The sequence below is a fragment of the Pseudomonas sp. 28 E 9 genome (genome assembly GCF_900004785.1).
GTDB lineage: Bacteria > Pseudomonadota > Gammaproteobacteria > Pseudomonadales > Pseudomonadaceae > Aquipseudomonas > Aquipseudomonas orientalis_A.
This window is the reverse complement of the sequence record NZ_CVTK01000013.1, coordinates 14,947-30,185: the sequence shown is the minus strand read 5'-3', so window position 1 is coordinate 30,185 and position 15,239 is coordinate 14,947. Positions and strand designations below refer to the sequence as shown.

General features: G+C 54.3%; 26 protein-coding genes. All 26 read right to left on the bottom strand.

The window, feature by feature from the left end; translation table 11 throughout:
* Positions 1-22: 22 nt before the first annotated feature.
* The 26 genes from secY to rpsL all read right to left on the bottom strand — a co-directional run bounded on the left by secY (position 23) and on the right by rpsL (position 15,062).
* On the bottom strand, positions 23-1,351 hold the full coding sequence (gene secY / locus BFQ00_RS02370) for a preprotein translocase subunit SecY (protein ID WP_003194637.1): 1,329 nt from the start codon (positions 1,349-1,351) through the stop codon (positions 23-25).
* Positions 1,352-1,789 (bottom strand): 50S ribosomal protein L15, encoded by a 438-nt coding sequence (gene rplO / locus BFQ00_RS02365; RefSeq protein WP_003176407.1) that lies wholly within the window; start codon positions 1,787-1,789, stop codon positions 1,352-1,354.
* 3 nt (positions 1,790-1,792) lie between these two features.
* Positions 1,793-1,969, bottom strand: coding sequence for a 50S ribosomal protein L30 (gene rpmD / locus BFQ00_RS02360; protein WP_003176408.1), 177 nt, complete (start codon positions 1,967-1,969; stop codon positions 1,793-1,795).
* 2 nt (positions 1,970-1,971) lie between these two features.
* Positions 1,972-2,472, bottom strand: a complete 501-nt coding sequence (rpsE, locus tag BFQ00_RS02355) for a 30S ribosomal protein S5 (RefSeq protein ID WP_003176409.1) — start codon at positions 2,470-2,472, stop codon at positions 1,972-1,974.
* Positions 2,473-2,475: 3 nt separating this feature from the next.
* A complete protein-coding gene (gene rplR / locus BFQ00_RS02350) occupies positions 2,476-2,826 on the bottom strand; it encodes a 50S ribosomal protein L18 (protein ID WP_017135964.1) in 351 nt (116 codons plus the stop codon).
* A 10-nt stretch (positions 2,827-2,836) separates the two neighbouring features.
* Positions 2,837-3,370 carry a 50S ribosomal protein L6 gene (gene rplF / locus BFQ00_RS02345; RefSeq protein ID WP_003176412.1) on the bottom strand — a complete coding sequence of 178 codons (534 nt, stop codon included), beginning with the start codon at positions 3,368-3,370 and terminating at the stop codon, positions 2,837-2,839.
* 12 nt (positions 3,371-3,382) lie between these two features.
* Positions 3,383-3,775, bottom strand: a complete 393-nt coding sequence (gene rpsH, locus BFQ00_RS02340; RefSeq protein ID WP_003176413.1) for a 30S ribosomal protein S8 — start codon at positions 3,773-3,775, stop codon at positions 3,383-3,385.
* Positions 3,776-3,984: 209 nt separating this feature from the next.
* Positions 3,985-4,290 (bottom strand): 30S ribosomal protein S14, encoded by a 306-nt coding sequence (rpsN, locus tag BFQ00_RS02335; protein ID WP_003176414.1) that lies wholly within the window; start codon positions 4,288-4,290, stop codon positions 3,985-3,987.
* Positions 4,291-4,303: 13 nt separating this feature from the next.
* Positions 4,304-4,843 carry a 50S ribosomal protein L5 gene (gene rplE / locus BFQ00_RS02330; RefSeq protein WP_003176415.1) on the bottom strand — a complete coding sequence of 180 codons (540 nt, stop codon included), beginning with the start codon at positions 4,841-4,843 and terminating at the stop codon, positions 4,304-4,306.
* 20 nt (positions 4,844-4,863) lie between these two features.
* Complete coding sequence (rplX, locus tag BFQ00_RS02325; protein ID WP_003176416.1) at positions 4,864-5,178, bottom strand: 50S ribosomal protein L24; 315 nt, start codon at positions 5,176-5,178, stop codon at positions 4,864-4,866.
* Between the two features lie 11 nt (positions 5,179-5,189).
* Entirely contained in the window at positions 5,190-5,558 is a 369-nt protein-coding gene (gene rplN / locus BFQ00_RS02320; RefSeq protein ID WP_002555479.1) for a 50S ribosomal protein L14, read from the bottom strand.
* A gap of 23 nt (positions 5,559-5,581) precedes the next feature.
* Positions 5,582-5,848, bottom strand: coding sequence for a 30S ribosomal protein S17 (gene rpsQ, locus BFQ00_RS02315; RefSeq protein ID WP_003176419.1), 267 nt, complete (start codon positions 5,846-5,848; stop codon positions 5,582-5,584).
* Between the two features lie 2 nt (positions 5,849-5,850).
* On the bottom strand, positions 5,851-6,042 hold the full coding sequence (rpmC, locus tag BFQ00_RS02310; protein WP_002555481.1) for a 50S ribosomal protein L29: 192 nt from the start codon (positions 6,040-6,042) through the stop codon (positions 5,851-5,853).
* A complete protein-coding gene (gene rplP / locus BFQ00_RS02305) occupies positions 6,042-6,455 on the bottom strand; it encodes a 50S ribosomal protein L16 (protein ID WP_003232424.1) in 414 nt (137 codons plus the stop codon). Before rplP ends, rpmC begins: the two co-directional genes overlap by 1 nt.
* 12 nt (positions 6,456-6,467) lie before the next feature.
* Positions 6,468-7,154: a 30S ribosomal protein S3 gene (rpsC, locus tag BFQ00_RS02300; protein ID WP_003176422.1), complete on the bottom strand. Its 687-nt coding sequence runs from the start codon at positions 7,152-7,154 to the stop codon at positions 6,468-6,470.
* Between the two features lie 13 nt (positions 7,155-7,167).
* On the bottom strand, positions 7,168-7,500 hold the full coding sequence (gene rplV / locus BFQ00_RS02295; protein ID WP_003103908.1) for a 50S ribosomal protein L22: 333 nt from the start codon (positions 7,498-7,500) through the stop codon (positions 7,168-7,170).
* 11 nt (positions 7,501-7,511) lie between these two features.
* On the bottom strand, positions 7,512-7,787 hold the full coding sequence (gene rpsS, locus BFQ00_RS02290; RefSeq protein WP_002555486.1) for a 30S ribosomal protein S19: 276 nt from the start codon (positions 7,785-7,787) through the stop codon (positions 7,512-7,514).
* 16 nt (positions 7,788-7,803) lie between these two features.
* Complete coding sequence (gene rplB / locus BFQ00_RS02285; RefSeq protein ID WP_003176423.1) at positions 7,804-8,628, bottom strand: 50S ribosomal protein L2; 825 nt, start codon at positions 8,626-8,628, stop codon at positions 7,804-7,806.
* Between the two features lie 14 nt (positions 8,629-8,642).
* The gene (rplW, locus tag BFQ00_RS02280) at positions 8,643-8,942 is read right to left on the bottom strand and encodes a 50S ribosomal protein L23 (RefSeq protein WP_002555488.1); all 300 of its coding nucleotides are present in this window, start codon (positions 8,940-8,942) and stop codon (positions 8,643-8,645) included.
* Positions 8,939-9,541, bottom strand: a complete 603-nt coding sequence (gene rplD / locus BFQ00_RS02275; RefSeq protein WP_057014518.1) for a 50S ribosomal protein L4 — start codon at positions 9,539-9,541, stop codon at positions 8,939-8,941. Before rplD ends, rplW begins: the two co-directional genes overlap by 4 nt.
* 12 nt (positions 9,542-9,553) lie before the next feature.
* A complete protein-coding gene (gene rplC, locus BFQ00_RS02270) occupies positions 9,554-10,189 on the bottom strand; it encodes a 50S ribosomal protein L3 (RefSeq protein ID WP_003194649.1) in 636 nt (211 codons plus the stop codon).
* Between the two features lie 81 nt (positions 10,190-10,270).
* Positions 10,271-10,582, bottom strand: coding sequence for a 30S ribosomal protein S10 (gene rpsJ / locus BFQ00_RS02265; protein WP_003186070.1), 312 nt, complete (start codon positions 10,580-10,582; stop codon positions 10,271-10,273).
* A 159-nt stretch (positions 10,583-10,741) separates the two neighbouring features.
* Entirely contained in the window at positions 10,742-11,935 is a 1,194-nt protein-coding gene (gene tuf / locus BFQ00_RS02260; protein WP_003176426.1) for an elongation factor Tu, read from the bottom strand.
* Between the two features lie 30 nt (positions 11,936-11,965).
* Entirely contained in the window at positions 11,966-14,071 is a 2,106-nt protein-coding gene (gene fusA, locus BFQ00_RS02255; RefSeq protein ID WP_015886136.1) for an elongation factor G, read from the bottom strand.
* Between the two features lie 30 nt (positions 14,072-14,101).
* On the bottom strand, positions 14,102-14,572 hold the full coding sequence (gene rpsG, locus BFQ00_RS02250; RefSeq protein ID WP_002555493.1) for a 30S ribosomal protein S7: 471 nt from the start codon (positions 14,570-14,572) through the stop codon (positions 14,102-14,104).
* A gap of 118 nt (positions 14,573-14,690) precedes the next feature.
* A complete protein-coding gene (gene rpsL, locus BFQ00_RS02245) occupies positions 14,691-15,062 on the bottom strand; it encodes a 30S ribosomal protein S12 (RefSeq protein ID WP_002555494.1) in 372 nt (123 codons plus the stop codon).
* Between the last annotated feature and the right edge of the window lie 177 nt (positions 15,063-15,239).

The window sequence follows — 15,239 nt, the reverse complement described above, 5'->3', positions numbered from 1 at the left end:
CTCCTCGAACCTTATGGGGTACTCAGCGCAACATGCCGCTGCCGTAGCCCTTCAGGTTGGCTTTCTTCATCAGGGATTCGTACTGGTGCGAAACGAGGTGCGATTGTACTTGGGACATGAAGTCCATCACAACCACGACCACGATCAGCAACGAGGTCCCGCCAAGGTAGAACGGAACGTTTGCCGCAACCACCAGGAACTGGGGAAGCAAACAGACGGCCGTCATATATAGAGCACCGAACAGGGTCAAACGAGTCAGAACGCCATCAATGTAGCGCGCAGACTGCTCACCCGGACGAATACCCGGAATAAAGGCACCGGACTTCTTCAGGTTTTCCGCTACGTCTTTCGGATTGAACATCAACGCCGTATAGAAGAAGCAGAAGAAAATAATCCCTGCACTAAACAGCAGAATATTCAACGGCTGACCAGGAGCGATCGACTGAGAGAGGTCCTGCAGCCAGCCCATATTTTCAGACTGACCAAACCAGGTACCCAACGAAGCCGGAAACAGCAAGATGCTGCTCGCGAAAATTGCCGGAATAACGCCGGCCATATTCACCTTCAGCGGCAAGTGGCTGGTCTGCGCAGCAAACACCTTACGGCCCTGCTGACGCTTGGCGTAGTGAACAGCAATACGACGCTGACCACGCTCAATGAACACCACAAAACCGATAATCGCTACTGCCAGCAAACCGATAGCAACCAGGGCGAAGATATTGATATCCCCCTGACGCGCAGACTCGAAAGACTGCCCAATTGCTCTCGGAAGACCGGCGACGATACCTGCGAAAATCAACATCGAGATACCGTTACCAACACCACGCTCAGTAATCTGCTCACCCAGCCACATCATGAACATCGCACCAGCCACAAACGTGGATACCGCGACGAAATGGAAGCCAAAGTCACCAGTGAACGCAACGCCCTGCCCTGCCAGGCCAACGGACATGCCGATAGCTTGAACCAGAGCGAGGACGACAGTGCCGTAGCGGGTGTACTGGCTAATCTTGCGACGGCCAGCTTCACCTTCCTTCTTCAACTGCTCCAGCTGCGGGCTGACGGCGGTCATCAGTTGCATGATGATCGATGCCGAAATGTACGGCATGATCCCCAGTGCAAAGATGCTCATCCGTTCCAGCGCGCCGCCGGAAAACATGTTGAACAAGCTAAGAATGGTCCCCTCATTCTGTCGAAACAGGTCTGCGAGTCGGTCCGGGTTGATACCTGGAACCGGGATGTGTGCGCCTATTCGGTAGACGATAATCGCCAGGAACAGAAAACGCAGACGAGCCCAAAGTTCAGACATACCGCCTTTGCCGAGCGCTGAGAGAGCACCTTGCTTAGCCATTTATTCCTCGAACTTGCCGCCAGCTGCTTCGATAGCCGAACGCGCACCTTTGGTGGCGCCGATTCCCTTGCCGATAGTGACAGCGCGAGTCACTTCACCGGACAGCATGATTTTCACACGCTGTACGTTGACGTTGATCACGTTGGCATCTTTCAGGGTCTGCACAGTAACGATGTCGCCTTCCACTTTAGCCAGCTCGGACAGACGCACTTCTGCGCGGTCCATGGCTTTCAGGGATACGAAACCGAACTTGGGCAGGCGACGATGCAGCGGCTGTTGACCGCCTTCAAAGCCTGGAGCGATGGTGCCACCGGAGCGGGAGGTCTGACCCTTGTGGCCACGGCCACCAGTCTTACCCAAACCGCTACCGATACCACGGCCCGGACGATGCTTTTCGCGACGGGAACCCGGCGCTGGACTCAGATCATTGAGTTTCATCGATTAACCCTCTACACGCAGCATGTAGTAAGCCTTGTTGATCATCCCGCGATTCTCGGGAGTATCCTGGACTTCTACAGTGTGACCGATGCGACGCAGACCCAAACCCTTAACGCACAGTTTGTGGTTAGGAATGCGGCCGGTCATGCTTTTGATCAGCGTTACTTTAACGGTAGCCATGATCAGAAGATCTCCTTCACAGTCAGGCCACGCTTGGCAGCGATGGACTCAGGAGATTGCATAGCTTTCAAACCCTTGAAAGTGGCGTGAACCACGTTTACCGGGTTAGTCGAGCCGTAGCACTTGGCCAGAACGTTCTGAACGCCAGCAACTTCGAGGACAGCACGCATAGCGCCGCCAGCGATGATACCGGTACCTTCAGAAGCAGGCTGCATGTACACCTTCGAAGCGCCATGGGCGGACTTCATTGCGTACTGCAGGGTGGTGCCGTTCAGATCAACCTGGATCATGTTGCGACGAGCAGCTTCCATTGCCTTCTGGATCGCAGCAGGCACTTCACGTGACTTGCCACGGCCGAAGCCAACACGCCCTTTACCATCACCCACCACGGTCAACGCGGTGAAAGTGAAGATACGGCCGCCTTTAACGGTTTTGGCTACGCGGTTAACTTGAACCAGCTTCTCAATGTAGCCTTCGTCGCGCTTTTGGTCGTTATTTGACATAACTTAGAACTCCAGCCCAGCTTCACGAGCAGCATCAGCCAGCGCTTTAACGCGGCCGTGGTACTTGAAGCCAGAGCGGTCGAAAGCCACTTGCGAGACGCCCACGGCCTTAGCACGTGTAGCGACCAGCTGGCCAACCTTTGTGGCCGCGTCGATGTTGCCGGTGGCACCATCACGCAGTTCTTTATCCAAAGTCGAGGCGCTTGCCAGGACTTTGTTGCCGTCGGCCGAGATGACCTGGGCGTAGATGTGCTGCGACGAGCGATACACGCAGAGACGCACGACTTCGAGTTCGTGCATTTTCAGGCGTGCTTTGCGAGCGCGACGCAGTCGAGTAACTTTTTTGTCGGTCATTTGCTATGCCCTACTTCTTCTTGGCTTCTTTACGACGGACGACTTCGTCCGCGTAGCGCACACCTTTGCCTTTGTACGGCTCTGGTGGACGGAAGTCGCGGATCTCAGCGGCCACCTGACCTACCAGCTGCTTATCGATGCCCTTGATCAGGATATCGGTTTGGCTAGGGGTCTCAGCGGTGATGCCTTCCGGCAGTTCGTAATCCACTGGGTGCGAGAAGCCAAGGGCCAGGTTCAAAACCGTGCCTTTTGCTTGCGCTTTGTAACCAACACCGACCAGCTGGAGCTTACGCTCGAAGCCTTGGCTTACGCCTTGGACCATGTTGTTTACCAACGCACGCGTGGTACCGGCCATTGCGCGAGTTTGTTGATCGCCATTGCGAGCAGCGAAACGCAGCTCACCAGCTTCTTCAACGATCTCAACGGACGAATGGATGTTCAGTTCAAGAGTGCCCTTGGCACCCTTCACCGAAAGCTGTTGGCCTGCGAATTTGACTTCGACACCGGCTGGCAGCTTAACGGGGTTCTTAGCGACGCGAGACATGCTTATCCCCCCTTAGAACACAGTGCAAAGAACTTCGCCGCCGACACCGGCAGCGCGCGCAGCACGATCCGTCATCACACCTTTGTTGGTGGAGACGATAGACACGCCCAGACCGCCACGAACTTTCGGCAGATCTTCAGCGGACTTGTACTGACGCAGGCCTGGACGGCTAACGCGCTTCACTTCCTCGATGACCGAACGGCCTTCGAAGTACTTCAGCTCGATGGACAGCAGTGGCTTGATTTCGCTGCTGATCTGATAACCCGCAATGTAACCTTCGTCTTTCAGGACTTTGGCAACAGCTACCTTCAACTTGGAAGATGGCATGCTTACGACGGACTTTTCAGCCATCTGGGCATTACGGATACGAGTTAGCATGTCCGCTAACGGGTCCTGCATACTCATGGGCTAGACGCTCCTAATACAAAAAAATTAGCCTTGCGGCTACATATGTCGCCGAGAATCTTCCGAGCGTAAAAAACACGGGCTCAGGCGAGCCGCGTATTTTAGACACAGTCCGGAAATGAAACAAGCCCCAAAAGGGGCTTGTTCCAGATTCAAGGCCACCGGCGGTCAGTATCTTGCGAAACCGACCACCCTGGCGTTGAAAGTACTTACCAGCTGGCTTTAACCAGACCTGGTACGTCACCACGCATTGCCGCTTCACGCAGTTTGTTACGGCCGAGGCCGAACTTGCGGTAAACGCCGTGTGGACGACCGGTCAGGCGGCAGCGGTTACGCATGCGCGAAGCGCTTGCGTCACGTGGCTGCTTCTGCAGAGCAACTGTAGCTTCCCAACGCGCTTCTGGACTTGCGTTCAGATCAACGATGATTGCTTTCAGTGCTGCACGCTTCTTGGCGTACTTGGCAACCGTGAGCTGACGTTTCAGCTCGCGGTTTTTCATGCTCATCTTGGCCATGGTCCTACTCCAATCAGTTGCGGAACGGGAATTTGAAAGCACGCAACAGGGCGCGACCTTCATCATCGTTCTTGGCAGTGGTGGTCAGGGTGATGTCCAGACCGCGGAGAGCATCGATCTTGTCGTAGTCGATTTCCGGGAAGATGATCTGCTCTTTCACGCCCATGCTGTAGTTACCACGACCATCGAAGGACTTGGCATTCAGGCCGCGGAAGTCGCGGACCCGAGGCAGGGAGATCGACAGCAGACGATCCAGGAATTCGTACATACGCTCACGGCGCAGAGTCACTTTGACGCCGATCGGCCAGCCTTCGCGGACTTTAAAGCCTGCGATGGATTTCCGAGCGTAAGTCACAACGACTTTTTGACCGGTGATCTTTTCCAGGTCAGCAACAGCGTGCTCGATGACTTTTTTGTCACCGACCGCTTCGCCCAAACCCATGTTCAGGGTGATTTTGGTAACGCGTGGAACTTCCATCACGTTCGAAAGCTTAAGTTCTTCCTTAAGTTTCGGTGCGATTTCTTTCCAGTAAATCTCTTTTAGTCGTGCCATGGTCTTCTACCTAGCAGTGTTCAAGCATCAACCGCTTTTTGGGTCGACTTGAAGACACGAATTTTCTTGCCATCTTCTACTTTGAAACCAACGCGGTCAGCCTTGTTGGTTTCGCCGTTGAAAATGGCGACGTTAGAAGCGTCCAATGGAGCTTCTTTTTCGACGATACCGCCTTGCACGCCCGACATCGGGTTAGGCTTGGTATGACGCTTGACCAGGTTCAGACCACCGATAACCAAACGGTTATTAGCGAGAACCTTAAGCACCTTACCGCGCTTACCTTTGTCTTTGCCGGCGATCACGATGATCTCGTCGTCACGACGAATCTTTTGCATGTCGGATCTCCTTACAGCACTTCTGGGGCGAGCGAGACGATCTTCATGAACTTCTCAGTACGAAGTTCACGGGTCACTGGCCCAAAGATACGGGTGCCGATAGGCTCTTGCTTGTTGTTCAGAAGAACAGCAGCGTTGCCATCAAAGCGGATAATGGAGCCATCAGCACGGCGTACGCCGTGACGAGTGCGGACTACAACAGCAGTCATCACTTGGCCTTTTTTCACTTTACCGCGAGGAATTGCTTCCTTGACGGTAACCTTGATGATGTCACCGATACCAGCGTAACGACGATGGGAGCCACCCAGCACCTTGATGCACATAACGCGGCGAGCGCCGCTGTTATCGGCCACATCGAGCATGGATTGAGTCTGAATCATATAATTTCTCCGACCCCTAGTCCTTAGACTTCCACAGCGCGTTCGAGAACATCAACCAGTGCCCAAGACTTGGTCTTGGCCAGCGGACGAGTTTCACGAATAGTGACTTTGTCGCCGATGTGGCACTGATTGGTTTCGTCGTGCGCGTGCAGCTTAGTCGAACGCTTAACATATTTACCGTAGATCGGGTGCTTAACGCGACGCTCGATCAAAACGGTGATGGTTTTGTCCATCTTGTCGCTGACAACACGGCCAGTCAGCGTACGGACAGTCTTTTCGGCTTCAGCCATGATCACTTACCTGCCTGCTGGTTGAGCACAGTCTTCACGCGAGCGATGTCACGCTTAACTTGCGAGAGCAGATGAGACTGCCCCAACTGGCCAGTTGCTTTCTGCATACGCAGATTGAACTGGTCGCGCAGCAGGCCGAGCAGTTGCTCGTTCAGCTGCTGTGCGGATTTTTCACGAAGTTCATTCGCTTTCATCACATCACCGTCCGTTTAACAAAGGCGGTGGCGAGCGGCAGCTTTGCAGCAGCCAGGGCAAAAGCCTCACGCGCCAGCTCTTCAGTTACACCCTCGATTTCATACAGGACTTTGCCTGGCTGAATCTGGGCTACCCAGTATTCCACGTTACCCTTACCTTTACCCATACGAACCTCGAGAGGTTTTTTGGAGATCGGCTTGTCCGGGAATACACGGATCCAGATCTTGCCACCACGTTTTACGTGACGGGTCAGTGCACGACGCGCTGACTCGATCTGACGAGCGGTGAGACGACCACGAGCTACAGACTTCAGCGCGAACTCGCCGAAGCTGACTTTGCTACCGCGCTGAGCCAGACCACGGTTGTGGCCTGTCATCTGCTTGCGGAACTTCGTACGCTTTGGTTGCAACATTTGGCGTACCCCTTACTTAGCAGCTTTTTTACGAGGCGCTGGTGCTTGTGGTTTCAGTTCTTCTTGGCGACCACCAATTACTTCGCCTTTGAAGATCCAAACCTTTACACCGATCACACCATAAGTGGTGTGAGCTTCGTAGTTGGCATAGTCGATGTCGGCACGCAGGGTGTGCAGTGGCACACGACCTTCGCGATACCATTCAGTACGTGCGATTTCAGCACCGCCGAGACGACCGCTCACTTGGATTTTGATGCCTTTGGCACCAATGCGCATGGCGTTCTGTACAGCGCGCTTCATAGCGCGACGGAACATTACACGACGCTCCAGCTGCTGAGCTACGCTCTGCGCAACCAGCATACCGTCGAGCTCCGGCTTGCGGATCTCTTCGATATTGATGTGCACAGGCACACCCATTTGCTTGGTCAGGTCCTGACGCAGTTTCTCAACATCTTCACCTTTCTTCCCGATAACAATACCTGGACGAGCGGTGTGGATGGTGATACGTGCGGTTTGCGCCGGGCGATGGATATCGATACGGCTTACGGACGCGCTTTTTAGTTTGTCTTGGAGATACTCACGCACCTTCAGATCAGCGAACAAATAGTCCGCATAAGTCCGGCCGTCTGCATACCAGACGGAGGTGTGTTCCTTGACGATTCCCAGGCGAATGCCAATGGGATGTACTTTCTGACCCATCTCTTCGACTCCGTTACTTGTCAGCAACCTTGACAGTGATATGGCAAGACCGCTTGACGATGCGATCAGCACGGCCTTTGGCACGTGGCATGATTCGCTTCAGCGAACGCCCTTCGTTGACGAAAACGGTGCTGACCTTCAGGTCATCAACGTCTGCGCCTTCGTTATGCTCGGCGTTGGCTACGGCCGACTCCAGCACTTTCTTCATGATCTCGGCGGCTTTCTTACTGCTGAAAGCCAACAGGTTGAGCGCTTCGCCCACCTTCTTCCCGCGGATCTGGTCGGCGACCAAGCGGGCTTTCTGGGCGGAGATTCGAGCGCCCGACAACTTAGCGGCTACTTCCATTTCCTAACCCCTTAACGCTTGGCTTTCTTGTCTGCCACGTGCCCACGATAAGTGCGGGTACCGGCAAACTCGCCCAGTTTGTGGCCGACCATGTCTTCGTTAACGAGAACTGGGACGTGTTGACGACCGTTGTGTACTGCGATGGTCAAACCGACCATTTGTGGCAGGATCATCGAACGACGCGACCAGGTTTTAACTGGTTTGCGATCGTTCTTTTCCGCCGCCACTTCGATCTTCTTCAGTAGGTGAAGATCAATAAAAGGACCTTTTTTCAGAGAACGTGGCACTGTCGTATCCCTCTATTTACTTGCGACGACGGACGATCATTTTGTCGGTACGCTTATTACCACGAGTCTTCGCGCCCTTAGTCGGGAAGCCCCATGGCGATACCGGATGACGACCACCAGAGGTACGACCTTCACCACCACCGTGTGGGTGGTCAACCGGGTTCATGGCAACACCACGAACGGTTGGGCGAACGCCACGCCAGCGTTTGGCACCAGCTTTACCCAGCGAACGCAGGCTGTGCTCGGAGTTCGAGACTTCGCCCAGGGTCGCACGGCATTCAGCCAGCACTTTACGCATCTCACCAGAACGCAGACGCAGGGTCACGTAGACACCTTCACGAGCGATCAGCTGAGCCGAAGCACCAGCGGAACGAGCGATTTGCGCGCCTTTACCTGGCTTCAATTCGATGCCGTGTACGGTGCTACCAACTGGAATGTTGCGCAGTTGCAGAGCGTTGCCCGGCTTGATCGGTGCCAGGGCACCTGCGATCAGCTGGTCACCAGCACTCACGCCTTTAGGGGCGATGATGTAGCGACGCTCGCCATCTGCGTACAGCAGCAGAGCGATGTGAGCAGTACGGTTTGGATCGTATTCAATACGCTCGACAGTGGCGGAGATGCCATCTTTGTCGTTGCGACGGAAATCGACCAGACGATAATGCTGCTTATGGCCACCACCGATGTGACGAGTGGTAATGCGACCATTGTTGTTACGACCACCAGTCTTCGATTTTTTCTCGAGCAGCGGTGCGTGAGGAGCGCCTTTATGCAGCTCCTGGTTGACCACCTTGACCACAAAACGGCGGCCAGGGGAAGTCGGTTTGCATTTAACGATTGCCATGATGCACCCCTTCCTTACTCAGCACTGCTGCTGAAATCGAGATCTTGGCCTGGCTGAAGGGAGATAACCGCCTTCTTCCAGTCATTACGCTTGCCCAGACCGCGAGCAGTGCGCTTGCTCTTACCCAGAACATTCAGGGTAGTAACACGCTCTACTTTCACGCTGAACAGGCTTTCGACGGCCTTCTTGATTTCCAGCTTGGTTGCGTCAGTTGCAACCTTGAAAACGAACTGGCCTTTCTTGTCAGCCAGAACCGTAGCCTTTTCGGAAACGTGCGGGCCAAGCAGAACTTTAAATACGCGTTCCTGGTTCATCCCAGCAGCTCCTCGAATTTCTTCACGGCCGACACGGTGATCAACACCTTGTCGTATGCGATCAGACTAACTGGATCGGAACCTTGCACGTCACGTACATCAACGTGTGGCAGGTTGCGAGCAGCCAGGTACAGGTTCTGATCAACAGCTTCGGACACGATCAAAACGTCGGTCAGGCTCATGTTGGTCAGTTTGCCCAGCAGTTCTTTGGTTTTTGGACTTTCAACAGCGAAGTCCTGAACCACGACCAGACGATCGGTACGCACGAGTTCAGCAAGGATGGAGCGCAGTGCTGCGCGGTACATCTTCTTGTTGAGCTTCTGCGAGTGATCCTGTGGACGAGCTGCGAAAGTGGTACCGCCGCCACGCCAGATTGGGCTACGGATAGTACCGGCACGAGCACGGCCAGTGCCTTTCTGACGCCAAGGGCGCTTACCGCCACCACGTACGTCGGAACGGGTCTTTTGCTGCTTGCTACCTTGACGGCCGCCGGCCATGTAGGCCACGACTGCTTGGTGAACGAGCGTCTCGTTGAATTCGCCGCCAAATGTCAGTTCGGAAACTTCGATCGCTTGAGCGTCATTTACATTTAATTGCATGTCAGCTTCCCCTTAACCGCGAGCCTTGGCCGCTGGACGTACAACCAGGTTGCCGCCAGTAGCGCCAGGAACAGCACCCTTGACCAACAACAGATTGCGTTCAGCGTCGACGCGCACTACTTCGAGGGACTGCACGGTCACGCGCTCAGCGCCCATATGACCGGACATTTTTTTGCCCTTGAATACACGACCAGGAGTCTGGCACTGGCCAATAGAGCCCGGGACGCGGTGGGAAACGGAGTTACCGTGAGTGTTGTCTTGACCACGGAAATTCCAACGCTTGATCGTACCCTGGAAGCCTTTACCCTTGGACTGACCGGTTACATCAACCAGTTGACCAGCGGCGAAGATTTCAGCGTTGATCAGATCGCCAGCCTGGTAGTCGCCGTCTTCAAGACGGAACTCCATGACGGTGCGACCAGCTGCAACGTTTGCTTTAGCGAAGTGACCTGCTTGAGCAGCAGTCACGCGCGAAGCACGACGCTCGCCGACAGTGACTTGCACTGCACGATAGCCATCGGTTTCTTCAGTTTTGAACTGGGTGACGCGATTCGGTTCGATCTCAATGACCGTGACCGGAATGGAGACACCTTCTTCGGTGAAAATACGGGTCATACCGCATTTACGACCGACTACACCAATAGTCATGTTGTAAACCTCATGAGTGTACGGGGCTTTCACCCGCTATGGCCGCCCATTTCAGAGCGTTACACGACTAAGACCCAAGTCTTAGCCGAGGCTGATCTGTACTTCCACACCGGCCGCCAGATCAAGCTTCATAAGTGCATCAACGGTTTTATCCGTTGGCTGGACGATGTCCAGTACGCGCTTATGAGTGCGGATCTCGTACTGGTCACGCGCGTCTTTGTTGACGTGCGGGGAGACCAGAACGGTGAACCGCTCTTTACGGGTAGGCAGTGGAATTGGACCACGCACTTGAGCACCAGTACGTTTCGCGGTTTCCACGATTTCCTGGGTGGATTGGTCGATCAGGCGATGGTCAAAAGCCTTCAACCTGATACGGATTTGCTGATTTTGCATTGGATTTCAGACTCCGGCTGCTATTCCCAGCGAGCGCAATACGCCCGTTAAAAGGAGGCGCAATTCTATAGACGGCCCTGATAGGTGTCAACCCAATAAAAAAGGCCCCCGCTGAGCGGGGGCCTTTTCAAAACATCAGAGCTATCTCAGAAGAGATAATTACTCGATGATTTTAGCTACAACACCAGCACCAACGGTACGGCCGCCTTCACGGATTGCGAAACGCAGACCGTCTTCCATAGCGATGGTTTTGATCAGGGTGACAACCATTTTGATGTTGTCGCCTGGCATTACCATTTCTACGCCTTCCGGCAGTTCGCAGTTACCGGTTACGTCGGTAGTACGGAAGTAGAACTGTGGACGGTAGCCTTTGAAGAACGGAGTGTGACGGCCGCCTTCTTCTTTGCTCAGCACGTACACTTCAGCTTCGAACTTGGTGTGCGGCTTAACCGAACCTGGCTTGACCAGAACCTGGCCACGCTCAACGTCGTCACGCTTGGTACCACGCAGCAGAACGCCGCAGTTCTCGCCAGCACGACCTTCGTCGAGCAGCTTACGGAACATTTCAACACCGGTGCAGGTGGTGACGGTAGTGTCACGCAGACCAACGATTTCCAGTGGATCCTGAACCTTGACGATACCGCGCTCGATACGACCAGTTACAACAGTACCGCGACCGGAGATCGAGAATACGTCTTCGATTGGCATCAGGAACGGCTTGTCGATAACACGGACTGGATCCGGGATGTAGCTGTCCAGAGTCTCAACCAGTTTACGAACGGACGTGGTGCCCATTTCGTTATCGTCTTTGCCTTCCAGAGCCATACGAGCAGAACCGATGATGATCGGAGTGTCGTCACCTGGGAAGTCGTAAGTGCTCAGCAGATCGCGCACTTCCATCTCAACCAGTTCCAGCAGCTCAGCGTCGTCTACCAGGTCAGCCTTGTTCAGGTAAACCACGATGTACGGAACGCCAACCTGACGGGACAGCAGGATGTGCTCACGGGTTTGTGGCATCGGACCATCAGCGGCCGAGCAAACCAGGATTGCGCCGTCCATCTGGGCAGCACCGGTGATCATGTTCTTCACATAGTCAGCGTGACCTGGGCAGTCAACGTGAGCGTAGTGACGGATCAGCGAGTTGTATTCAACGTGCGCGGTGTTGATGGTGATACCACGAGCTTTCTCTTCTGGTGCGCTGTCGATTTTATCGAAATCAACGATTGCGGAACCGAATACTTCGGAGCAAACGCGAGTCAGAGCAGCAGTCAGAGTGGTTTTACCGTGGTCAACGTGACCGATGGTGCCAACGTTGACGTGCGGTAGGGAACGATCAAATTTTTCTTTAGCCACGACAATTAACTCCTTGCCTAAAGGACTGAATCAGCCTTGTTTTTTGGATACAGTTTCAGCGATGTGCGCCGGAGCTGTGTTGTATTTTTTGAATTCCATAGAGTAGCTTGCGCGACCCTGGGACATGGAGCGAACGTCGGTCGCATAACCGAACATCTCACCCAACGGAACCTCGGCGCGAATCACTTTGCCGGAAACCGTGTCTTCCATACCCAAGATCATGCCGCGACGACGGTTAAGGTCGCCCATGACATCACCCATATAGTCTTCAGGTGTAACAACTTCTACCGCCATGATTGGCTCAAGCAACTCACCACCGCCCTTCTGGGCCAGTTGCTTGGTTGCCATGGAGGCAGCCACCTTAAACGCCATCTCGTTGGAGTCGACGTCGTGGTAAGAACCGTCAAAAACGGTTGCTTTCAGGCCGATCAGCGGATAGCCGGCAACAACACCGTTCTTCATCTGCTCTTCGATACCCTTCTGGATAGCAGGGATGTATTCCTTAGGAACAACACCACCTACTACTTCGTTCACGAATTGCAGACCTTCCTGACCTTCGTCAGCAGGAGCAAAACGGATCCAGCAGTGACCGAACTGACCACGACCGCCGGACTGACGAACGAACTTGCCTTCGATTTCACAGTTCTTCGTGATGCGCTCACGATAGGAAACCTGAGGCTTACCGATGTTGGCTTCGACGTTGAACTCGCGGCGCATCCGGTCAACCAGGATGTCCAGGTGCAGCTCGCCCATGCCGGAGATGATCGTTTGACCAGTCTCTTCATCAGTCTTGACGCGGAAAGATGGATCTTCCTGAGCAAGCTTGCCCAGAGCGATACCCATTTTTTCCTGGTCATCCTTGGTCTTTGGCTCAACGGCAACCGAAATAACCGGCTCCGGGAAGTCCATGCGAACCAGGATGATTGGCTTGTCAGCGTTGCACAAGGTTTCACCAGTGGTGACGTCCTTCATGCCGATCAAGGCCGCGATGTCACCAGCGCGTACTTCCTTGATCTCTTCACGGGCGTTTGCGTGCATTTGCACCATACGACCCACGCGCTCTTTCTTGCCTTTAACCGAGTTGATCACGCCGTCGCCGGAGTTCAACACGCCCGAGTAAACACGGACGAAGGTCAAGGTACCCACGAATGGGTCGGTGGCAATTTTAAATGCCAGAGCGGAGAACGGTTCTGCGTCGTCTGCATGACGCTCCAGCTCGATAGTCTCGTCATCCGGGTCAGTACCCTTGATGGCAGGAATATCAACCGGCGCCGGCAGGTAGTCGATCACAGCATCGAGAACCAGGGGAACGCCCTTGTTCTTGAACGAGGAACCGCAAACAGCCAGGACGATTTCGCCAGCGATGGTACGCTGACGCAGAGCGGCCTTGATTTCCACGTTGGTGAGCTCTTCACCTTCGAGGTACTTGTTCATCAGCTCTTCGTTGGCTTCGGCCGCAGCTTCAACCATGTTGTTGCGCCATTCGTCAGCCAGTTCCTGCAGTTCAGCAGGGATAGGCTTGCGAACAGGAACCATACCTTTGTCGGCATCGTTCCAGTAGACAGCTTCCATGGTCAACAGATCGATCTGACCCTGGAAATTATCTTCGGAACCGATAGCCAACTGGATTGGCACCGGGGTGTGACCCAAGCGCTGCTTGATCTGACCGATCACGCGCAGGAAGTTCGCACCGGCACGGTCCATCTTGTTTACGTAAACAAGACGTGGAACGCCGTATTTGTTGGCTTGACGCCATACGGTTTCCGACTGCGGCTCAACACCCGAGGTACCGCAGAACACAACGACAGCGCCGTCGAGTACGCGCAGGGAACGTTCAACTTCAATGGTGAAGTCTACGTGGCCCGGGGTGTCGATTACGTTGAAGCGGTGCTCATCTTTGTACTGCTTCTCGGAACCCTTCCAGAAGGCGGTAATGGCAGCAGAAGTAATGGTAATACCACGCTCCTGCTCCTGAACCATCCAGTCTGTGGTCGCGGCGCCATCATGCACCTCGCCCATCTTGTGACTTTTGCCGGTGTAAAACAGTACGCGCTCGGTGGTGGTGGTTTTACCAGCATCCACGTGAGCGACGATACCGATGTTACGGTAGCGGCTAATCGGAGTAGTACGAGCCATAAAGCCCTCGCAAAATTAGTGAAGCTAAAATTAGAAGCGGTAGTGCGAGAAAGCTTTGTTGGCTTCAGCCATACGGTGCACGTCTTCACGCTTCTTAACAGCAGCACCTTTACCTTCAGCAGCGTCCAACAGTTCGCCGGCCAAACGCAGAGCCATAGACTTCTCGCCGCGCTTACGGGCGAAGTCTACCAACCAGCGCATTGCCAGGGCGTTACGACGGGACGGACGAACTTCAACCGGAACCTGGTAAGTAGCACCGCCTACACGGCGCGACTTCACTTCGACCAGCGGAGCGATGGCGTCGAGAGCTTTCTCGAAGATTTCCAGGGGGTCGCTGTTCTTGCGTTCTTTAACCTTTTCCAGCGCGCCATAAACGATACGCTCGGCAACGGCTTTCTTGCCGCTTTCCATCACGTGGTTCATGAACTTGGCCAGAATTTGGCTTCCGTATTTTGGATCGTCAAGCACTTCGCGCTTGGCTGCTACGCGTCTTCTTGGCATGGATAAGCCCTCAAACGGTCTTCAGGTTCGCTCGGAATCGGTGCCCTTTCGGGACGCCTCCGACCTTACTCTTATCGACTCAGAAAATAAGATGATTCAGTTTTACAAAAAGCCGCTACTACTTAGGCTTCTTGGTACCGTACTTCGAACGACCCTGGTTACGACCTTTAACGCCGGAAGTATCCAAGGAGCCGCGTACGGTGTGGTAACGAACACCTGGCAAGTCTTTTACACGACCGCCGCGGATCAGTACCACGCTGTGCTCTTGCAGGTTGTGGCCTTCACCGCCGATGTACGAGGAAACCTCGAAACCGTTGGTCAGGCGCACACGGCATACTTTACGCAGTGCCGAGTTAGGTTTTTTCGGCGTGGTGGTATACACACGGGTGCATACGCCACGACGTTGCGGGCAGTTCTGCAGCGCAGGCACGTCGGATTTCTCGACGATACGCTTACGCGGCTGACGTACCAGCTGGTTGATAGTTGCCATCTACTAGCTCCACTGTTGTCTTGCGACGCTATTGTCTTGCAAGAAAAGCAAAATGGCAGGAACGAATTCCCGCCAAATTTAGGGGTACAAGAGTCTAAAGAGGATCTTGCCCCCAGTCAAGGCAAGGCCCCGACCTCCCCTCTCGTCGAATCGGGGCATATATGCCTCGATCCGACG